This window comes from Streptomyces boluensis, assembly GCF_009908195.1.
GTDB classification, from domain to species: Bacteria; Actinomycetota; Actinomycetes; order Streptomycetales; family Streptomycetaceae; genus Streptomyces; species Streptomyces boluensis.
In genome coordinates this window covers 1-5,625 of sequence record NZ_JAAAHS010000444.1, presented here as the reverse complement: position 1 = coordinate 5,625, position 5,625 = coordinate 1, and the positions used below count along the sequence as shown (strand labels likewise).

Sequence of the window (5,625 nt, the reverse complement as noted above, 5' to 3'; positions counted from 1 at the left end):
CCCCCAGCCCGACCCGCGCCCCGAAGATCAGCCGGACGAGCAGCCCACCCCCGCAGCTCCCCCGGCAGACGCAGACACCTCGGCGGACGCACACACCTCGGCACACGCAGACACCTCGGCAGACGCCAACGCACAGGCCGAGACGCGACCCGAGGGGCAGGACGCCGACGTACAGCCCGAGTACGCCGACCGAACCTTCCGCTCCCCCTCCGCAATCGCCGGAGGCGTCCTCCTGCTCGCGCTCGCTGTCTGGCTCGGTGGGGACGCGCTCGTGCGGGGGGACGGGCGGACGCCGTGGCTCGCGTTGGCCGGGTTGTTGTTCCTCGTGCCGTTGGTCGTCGCGTACACCGTGCGGCCAGCCGTGTTCGCCGGCGCCGAGCGGCTGCGGGTGCGTAACCCGTTCCGGACCATCACCTTGCCCTGGGCCGCCGTCGAGGGGCTGCGGGCCGGGTACTCCAGCGAGGTCTTCGCGAGCGGTGGCGGGAAGTACCAGCTGTGGGCGATCCCCGTCTCGCTGCGGGCGCGCAAGCGGGCCGCGCGGCAGCAGGTGCGGGCCGCCGTCGAGGACCCGCACGGGCGTACGTCGACGATCCTGTCCGGCCGTGACTCCGGTCGCACCCGCGCCCCCGCCGACCAGGCCCTCGACGACCTGCGCGAGCTCGCCGAACAGCACGCCTCCGACCCCGGCGCGCAGGGCGAACCCACGGTGCGCTGGGCGTACGAGATCCTCGCCCCCTGCCTGGCCGGTGCCGTACTGCTCGCGATCCTCGTCGCCACCGGCTGAGCCCGGCCACACCTCAGGACCCCCGACCTACCCACCCCCTATACAAGCCGCTACGCGCGTAGATATGCTCGCCTGGTGACCATGCCCACCACTGCATCTGCTTTCGCCGACGCCACCGCGTCCGACAGTGCGCTGCGCCGCTTCCTGCACGGGCTGCCCGGCGTGGACGCGGTCGGACTCGAGGCGCGCGCCGCCGCGCTCGGGACGCGTTCCATCAAGACGACGGCCAAGGCGTACGCCATCGATCTGGCCATCTCGATGATCGACCTGACGACCCTGGAGGGCGCCGACACCCCGGGCAAGGTCCGGGCGCTCGGCGCGAAGGCCGTCCATCCCGATCCGACCGACCGTACGACTCCGCGTACCGCGGCCGTCTGTGTCTATCCGGACATGGTCGCGACCGCGAAGGAGACCGTCGGCGACAGTGGCGTGCTCGTCGCGTCCGTCGCCACCGCGTTCCCCGCCGGGCGGGCCGCGCTCGACGTGAAGCTGGCCGATGTGGGTGACGCCGTCGCCGCCGGGGCGGACGAGATCGACATGGTCATCGACCGCGGCGCGTTCCTCGCCGGCAAGTACCTGAAGGTGTACGAGGAGATCCGCGCCGTGAAGGTGGCCTGCGAGCGGGCCGACGGTACGCGGGCCCGGCTCAAGGTGATCTTCGAGACCGGCGAGCTGTCGACGTACGACAACATCCGGCGCGCCTCCTGGCTCGGCATGATCGCCGGGGCCGACTTCATCAAGACCTCGACCGGCAAGGTCGGCGTCAACGCCACTCCGCCCAACACGCTGCTCATGCTCGAGGCCGTGCGTGACTTCCGGCTGCAGACCGGCGTGCAGATCGGGGTGAAGCCCGCGGGCGGCATCCGTACCTCCAAGGACGCCGTGAAGTTCCTTGTCCTTGTGAACGAGACGGCCGGGCCCGACTGGCTGGACAACCACTGGTTCCGGTTCGGTGCCTCCAGCCTGCTCAACGACCTGCTGATGCAGCGTCAGAAGCTGGCCACGGGGCGTTACTCCGGGCCCGACTACGTGACGGTGGACTGATCCGACATGGCTGAGATGACCCCAACCACAAACAATCCCTTCGCGTACGCGCCCGCCCCCGAGTCGCGTTCCGTCGTCGACATCGCCCCGTCGTACGGGCTTTTCATCGACGGCGAGTTCACCGAGGCCGCCGACGGCAAGGTCTTCAAGACCGTCTCCCCCGCGACCGAGGAAGTCCTCTCCGAGGTGGCGCAGGCCGGTGCCGCGGACGTGGACCGGGCCGTGAAGGCCGCGCGCAAGGCCTTCGAGAAGTGGTCCGCGCTGCCGGGTGCCGAGCGGGCGAAGTATCTCTTCCGGATCGCTCGGATCATTCAGGAGCGCAGCCGCGAGCTGGCCGTCCTCGAAACCCTCGACAACGGCAAGCCGATCAAGGAGACCCGCGACGCGGACCTCCCCCTGGTCGCCGCGCACTTCTTCTACTACGCGGGCTGGGCCGACAAGCTCGACCACGCGGGGTACGGCGCGGATCCGCGCCCGCTCGGCGTCGCCGGTCAGGTCATTCCGTGGAACTTCCCGCTGCTCATGCTCGCGTGGAAGATCGCTCCCGCCCTCGCCACCGGTAACACCGTGGTGCTCAAGCCCGCCGAGACGACGCCGCTCTCCGCGCTGTTCTTCGCGGACATCTGCCGCCAGGCCGGGCTGCCCAAGGGTGTCGTCAACATCCTTCCGGGATACGGCGACACGGGCGCCGCGATCGTCGCGCACGACGACGTGAACAAGGTGGCGTTCACCGGTTCCACGGCCGTCGGCAAGGAGATCGCCCGCACCGTCGCCGGTACGGAGAAGAAGCTCACGCTCGAACTGGGCGGCAAGGGCGCCAACATCGTCTTCGACGACGCCCCGATCGACCAGGCCGTCGAGGGCATCGTCTCCGGGATCTTCTTCAACCAGGGGCAGGTCTGCTGCGCCGGGTCCCGGCTGCTCGTACAGGAGTCGGTCCAGGACGAGTTGCTCGACAGCCTGAAGCGGCGCCTGACCACCCTCCGCCTCGGTGACCCGCTCGACAAGAACACCGACATCGGTGCCATCAACTCCGCGGAGCAGCTGGCCCGGATCACGGCGCTCGTCGAGACCGGCGAGGCGGAGGGCGCCGAGCGCTGGTCCGCGCCCTGCGAACTACCGTCCTCCGGTTACTGGTTCGCGCCCACGCTGTTCACGAACGTCACGCAGGCGCACACCGTCGCGCGCGACGAGATCTTCGGCCCGGTGCTCTCGGTGCTCACGTTCCGTACGCCGGAGGAGGCCGTCGCCAAGGCCAACAACTCGCAGTACGGCCTGTCGGCGGGCATCTGGACGGAGAAGGGGTCCCGGATCCTGGCCGTCGCGGAGCGGCTGCGTGCCGGGGTCGTCTGGGCCAACACGTTCAACAAGTTCGACCCGACCTCGCCCTTCGGCGGCTACAAGGAGTCGGGCTTCGGCCGCGAGGGCGGCCGCCACGGTCTGGAGGCGTACCTCGATGTCTGACGCACGACTGTCCGTCTTCAAGACCTACAAGCTGTACGTGGGCGGCAAGTTCCCGCGTTCCGAGAGCGGCCGGGTGTACGAGGTGACCTCAGGCAAGGGCGAGTGGCTGGCCAACGCTCCGCTGTCGTCCCGTAAGGACGCGCGGGACGCGGTCGTGGCGGCGCGCAAGGCCTTCGGCGGCTGGGCGGGCAAGACCGCCTACAACCGCGGTCAGGTCCTCTACCGCGTCGCCGAGATGCTGGAGGGCCGCCGCGAGCAGTTCGTCCGTGAAGTCGCGGACGCCGAGGGCCTGTCGAAGTCCAAGGCCGGCGCCGTCGTGGACGCCGCGATCGACCGCTGGGTCTGGTACGCGGGCTGGACCGACAAGGTCGCCCAGATCGCGGGCGGCGCCAACCCGGTCGCGGGGCCGTACTTCAACCTGTCGTCGCCCGAGCCGACCGGCGTGGTGACCGTGCTCGCCCCGCAGGAGTCGTCGTTCCTCGGCCTGGTGTCCGTGCTCGCGCCGGTGATCGCCACCGGGAACACGGCGGTCGTCATCGCGAGCGAGCGGTCGCCGCTGCCCGCGCTCTCCCTCGGCGAGGTCCTCGCCACGTCCGACCTGCCGGGCGGCGTGGTCAACGTCCTTTCGGGCCGTACGGCGGAGATCGCCGCACCGCTCGCCGCGCACCAGGACGTCAACGGCCTTGACCTGTGCGGCGCGGACGAGGTGCTCGCCAAGGAGCTCCAGGTCGCCGCGGCCGACAACCTGAAGCGCGTCCTGCGTCCACAGCCTGTGGACGACTGGACGGCGGACCCGGGCACGCACCGGCTCACGGCCTTCCTGGAGACGAAGACGGTCTGGCACCCGACGGGTTCGCTGGGCGCGTCCGGCTCCTCGTACTGACACCCCCGACACGGCGGAGCGCCGGGTGGGCCGTTCCTGGCCCACCCGGCGCTCCGCCGTTCACGTACGACACCGCGCGTACGACACTTCGCGTACGGCAACTCACCTGCCCTGCCGAACCGTTCCGCCGGATCCGGTCAGCCCGGCAGCAGGCCCGTCACCGAGGACACCACCGGCAGGTCGCGCAGCGTGCCGCCCTGTGTGAGCGGGCCCGTCGCTGCCGCCGTGGACACCGACTGGAAGTCGGCGACCTGGGTGCCGACCGCGTTGTCCAGCGGGTCCACCCCGGTGTTCGCCAGCGGGTCGAGCTTGATGTCCTTCACCGGCGCCACCGCGTACGGCAGCGCCCCCGTCACCGCCGACCCGGCCGCGGCGAGGTCCGGGTCGCCGAGCGGCACCGGGAGGTCCGCCGCCGCGGGCGCCGCGAGCGGCTGCGCGCTCGCCGTGGCCGCACCGCCCGCCGCGAGCGCCGCGCCCGCCGCGGCGAGGGTCAGTCCGGCGCGCATCAGCGTGCGGTGCGCGGGCTTTCGATGTGCTGCATGTCGTGCCATGGGTACGCCACCTGTTCGGGCCGTAATCGATTGCACACGCAGCGTAATTGAGATGTGATGCGGCTTTCAAAGAACGGCCCACGGGGTCGCCTGTGCGAGGGAATGCCGCACACTGGTGTCCTGTGACCGCCCATCCCCCGATACCGACGCGCGTCGTCCTGCTGACCGGCCCGTCCGGCGCCGGCAAGACCCGCCTCGCCGCCCGCTCCGGCCTCCCGGTGCTGCGCCTCGACGACTTCTACAAAGAGGGCGACGACCCCACACTCCCGCTGGTCGCGGAGAGCCGGGACGTCGACTGGGACTCCCCCGCCTCCTGGGACGCGGACGCCGCCGTGGCCGCCGTCGAGGAGCTGTGCCGCACCGGCCGCACGCGAGTCCCCGTGTACGACATCTCCGTGAGCGCGCGGGTCGGCGAGGAGGTGTTCGGCATCGAGCGCACCCCGCTGTTCATCGCGGAGGGCATCTTCGCCGCGGACATCGTGGAGCGGGTACGTGAACTGGGCATCCTGGCCGACGCGTTGTGCCTGCGCGGCCGGCCCTCGACGACGTTCCGGCGGCGGCTCGCCCGCGATCTCAAGCAGGGCCGCAAGTCGGTGCCGTTCCTGCTGCGCCGCGGCTGGCGCCTGATGCGCTCGGAACGCGCCATCGTGGCCCGGCAGACCGCGCTCGGCGCGCACCCCTGCGGCAAGGAGGAAGCCCTCGGCCGGCTCGCCGCGGCGGCCGCCGGACGGTGCGTGAAGGCCCGTGGTACGAAGCGGAGTTCGGCCCCCGACCCGGCGTGACGGCCTGAACGGTACGGCCGGGGCCGGGCCCTGACATGGCGCTGGGTCCTGACATGGCGACGGGACCGGTAGGCCCCCCGGCCTTCCGGTCCCGCTGCTGTTTCCCCGTATCCCCGT

The 5,625-nt window shown here is 71.3% G+C and carries 6 protein-coding genes; 5 read left to right on the top strand and 1 reads right to left on the bottom strand.

The window, feature by feature from the left end; genetic code table 11:
- Nucleotides 1–214 precede the first annotated feature (214 nt).
- From GUY60_RS33280 to GUY60_RS33265, 4 genes are all read left to right on the top strand, one after another.
- Nucleotides 215–784, top strand: a complete 570-nt coding sequence (locus GUY60_RS33280; protein WP_161704694.1) for a PH domain-containing protein — start codon at nt 215–217, stop codon at nt 782–784.
- Between the two features lie 81 nt (nt 785–865).
- Nucleotides 866–1,828, top strand: coding sequence for a deoxyribose-phosphate aldolase (gene deoC, locus GUY60_RS33275; protein ID WP_161704692.1), 963 nt, complete (start codon nt 866–868; stop codon nt 1,826–1,828).
- A gap of 15 nt (nt 1,829–1,843) precedes the next feature.
- Nucleotides 1,844–3,292: an aldehyde dehydrogenase family protein gene (locus tag GUY60_RS33270; protein ID WP_161704690.1), complete on the top strand. Its 1,449-nt coding sequence runs from the start codon at nt 1,844–1,846 to the stop codon at nt 3,290–3,292.
- A complete protein-coding gene (locus tag GUY60_RS33265; RefSeq protein ID WP_161704688.1) occupies nt 3,285–4,175 on the top strand; it encodes an aldehyde dehydrogenase family protein in 891 nt (296 codons plus the stop codon). Before GUY60_RS33270 ends, GUY60_RS33265 begins: the two co-directional genes overlap by 8 nt.
- Nucleotides 4,176–4,312: 137 nt before the next feature.
- On the opposite strand, the gene GUY60_RS33260 is transcribed toward GUY60_RS33265, so the two are convergent.
- Entirely contained in the window at nt 4,313–4,726 is a 414-nt protein-coding gene (locus GUY60_RS33260; protein WP_161704686.1) for a hypothetical protein, read from the bottom strand.
- A gap of 122 nt (nt 4,727–4,848) precedes the next feature.
- Here GUY60_RS33260 and GUY60_RS33255 point away from each other — a divergent pair, with 122 nt between their 5' ends.
- Nucleotides 4,849–5,508, top strand: a complete 660-nt coding sequence (locus GUY60_RS33255; protein WP_376771346.1) for a uridine kinase family protein — start codon at nt 4,849–4,851, stop codon at nt 5,506–5,508.
- The last annotated feature ends 117 nt before the right edge of the window (nt 5,509–5,625 follow it).

Bases quoted from the DNA above. Each gene is read 5' to 3' on its own strand.
- deoC (WP_161704692.1), top strand. From the start codon at position 866: ATGCCCACCACTGCATCTGCTTTCGCCGACGCCACCGCGTCCGACAGT.
- GUY60_RS33270 (WP_161704690.1), top strand. From the start codon at position 1,844: ATGACCCCAACCACAAACAATCCCTTCGCGTACGCGCCCGCCCCCGAG.
- GUY60_RS33265 (WP_161704688.1), top strand. From the start codon at position 3,285: ATGTCTGACGCACGACTGTCCGTCTTCAAGACCTACAAGCTGTACGTG.
- GUY60_RS33260 (WP_161704686.1), bottom strand. From the start codon at position 4,726: ATGGCACGACATGCAGCACATCGAAAGCCCGCGCACCGCACGCTGATG.